Below are 2,523 nucleotides of genomic sequence, written 5' to 3'. Positions count from 1 at the left end.
ATGATGTATATTGATGACTTTCCGGCGCCTTTGCCGTTAGGATTCAATGAAGATATTTATCGGAAATATAAGAGAAGCTTAACCAGGTTTTTTAAAGAAATATGGTGGCCGGATATGCTTCGGGTGGGAACACGCTTTGGATTAAAATATACGGGTATGGTGATACAAAGCTACAACGACAAGGTGGAGCCTCCCTTTGATGTTCAGTCGGAATCTGACAATTTGAATCTAGTGACATTCGGAAGGGAATTGCTGAAGCGCGGTGGAGAAATTGGCATTCATGGTTACAACCATCAATCGTTAACAGATGACTGGAAAGCGAAAAAGGAATTTGGGTACAATTCATGGACTTCAAATGCGCATATGGAGGAATCCATTCGAACGGTTTTGAAGTTTGTGAGATCATCAATACCCAATTACAGTCTCCATAACTATGTTCCTCCATCCAATACCTTGAGCGAGGAGGGACGAGAAGCGTTAAAGGCGTCTTGGCCAGAGCTGAAATCCATTTCCTCCGTATATACTGGGGATTCACAGGGTATTACTTATGAGCAAGAATTTGAGGTTGCACAGGATGGAATTGTGGAACTGCCTCGTATTACTTCGGGTTTCATGAAAGCAGAGTTTAATGTGTGGGCTATGGCAAATGCAGCTTCTTCAATTGGCGTATTCTCTCATTTTATTCATCCGGATGATATTTTAGATCCTGAACGAAGCTTTCCTTATACATGGGACGAATTATACGATATGTTTACTGAATTTATGGGTATTGCTGAAGATAAGTACGGCTGGCTCAGAAATATGACGGCTACGGAAGCAAGTGTGGAAGTGGGACGTTATGCTTTGAGTGAACCGCATTTTGAATATGGTCAAAATCAAATCAAAGGCTTCATTAACCATTACACGGGTGGGAAATTATATTATATACTTCGAACCGACAAAAAAATTACTCGTGAACAAAACTGCCGGATTAAGCTAATAAGGAAGTGTTCTTGGACGACTATTTGCGTGTGGAAGGCGAATGGGGACACCGAATTAAGCTTAATGAGGAACAGAAGACAGCGCTCAAATCACTGCTTGGCGGTGGAGAGCATATGGATTGGCAGCCAATATTCGAGGTGCTCCGGGATAGAAAGCTGAAGAATGCGGCTGATTTCCTAATGAGCAAAGACTTTTTTGACATTATGAGTGAACTCTGTGAACAAAAATATGAGCAAATACCCTTCACGGAAATGTTCTGGACTGTGCGGTCAATGGTGCTGCCATTGCTTCTTACTGTTCGCGACTCCGTTCCAGAAGCAGATGTGTATCATGCGGTATCTACTGGATATGCAGGCGTCATAGCGGGTCTTGGCAAGTATTTGTATAACAAACCGATGCTGTTGACGGAGCATGGCATTTATTCCAGAGAGCGAGAGGAAGAAATCATTAAGGCGGATTKGGTGAAAGGGTATTTTAAAAATATATGGATTGAATATTTTTATACCTTATCTTCTTGCGCGTATCAGTACGCCGATGATGTGATTACGCTATTTAATAGAAATAAAGAAATTCAGATAGAGCTTGGCTGCGACGAAAATAAGATTAGTATTACGCCTAACGGGGTTCAGGTAGATCGCTTCGCTGATATACCTGCAAAGGCAAAAGGGGAACCGATATGGATCGGGGGCCTCGTTCGAGTGGTACCTATTAAGGATGTCAAAACGATGATTCACAGCTTCCAAGTCGTCAAGCATGAAATACCTGAAGCGGTCTTTTATATAATGGGTCCTTATGAGGAAGATCCAGAGTATTATGAAGAATGCTTGGGATTAGTTGATGCTCTCCAATTACAGGATGTCCTGTTCACAGGCACGATTGATATCCGGGATTATATTGGGAAAATGGACATTCTTACATTAACGAGTATTAGTGAAGGTCAGCCATTAGCCGTTCTTGAAGGTATGGCTGCTGGAAAACCGTTCGTAACGACAGATGTGGGAAGCTGTAAAGAGCTTCTGCATGGAGTTGATGACGATTATGGACGAGCGGGTTTTGTCGTTCCTGTTATGAACTATGAACAAATCGGACAAGCGATTATTACTTTATGTCGCAGTGAACGGATGCGTAGAGAGTTTGGGGCAAATGGACTTAGACGAGTTCGGGATAGGTATACGAATGATGCCTTTATAAATAGCTACAAGGCGATATATGAAAAGTATGGGGAGATGTAACGATGGCCGGCATTGGGTTTGAATTAAAGAAACTGTTTGATAAACGGGGGTTAGTCAACAAGGCAAAGGCTTTCACCTATTCATCCCTCGTAACGATCGGTCCGATGCTCTCCTGTATTCTTCTCATTTCAATCGTACAGTGGCTTTTGATTAGAAATAACGTTTCTTTTTTGGATCGGGAGCTATTTATGGCATATGTTGTGTATGCATTTACCTTCTCCTACATAATAACTAATTTGCTGTCAATGTTTATTACGAGAGCCATTTCTGATTTTATATATCAAGGATATTTCGGGGCTCTGTTACCCTC

At 41.8% G+C, this 2,523-nt stretch carries 3 protein-coding genes; all 3 read left to right on the top strand.

The features are described 5' to 3' along the window. Positions 1–1,140, top strand: a 1,140-nt coding sequence (locus AC1DWN_RS33615) for a DUF2194 domain-containing protein (protein WP_477563164.1), incomplete at its 5' end; no start/stop codon positions are given. Beyond that, the gene (gene pelF / locus AC1DWN_RS33610; RefSeq protein WP_477563165.1) at positions 1,095–2,213 is read left to right on the top strand and encodes a GT4 family glycosyltransferase PelF; all 1,119 of its coding nucleotides are present in this window, start codon (positions 1,095–1,097) and stop codon (positions 2,211–2,213) included. The genes AC1DWN_RS33615 and pelF, both read left to right, overlap by 46 nt. A gap of 2 nt (positions 2,214–2,215) precedes the next feature. Further along, positions 2,216–2,523, top strand: a 308-nt coding sequence (pelG, locus tag AC1DWN_RS33605) for an exopolysaccharide Pel transporter PelG (protein ID WP_477563163.1), incomplete at its 3' end; no start/stop codon positions are given.

Source organism: Paenibacillus sp. P4_A7 (genome assembly GCF_056402455.1).
Note: the sequence above shows the minus strand (reverse complement) of the source record. Positions and strands in the feature narration are given on the sequence as shown.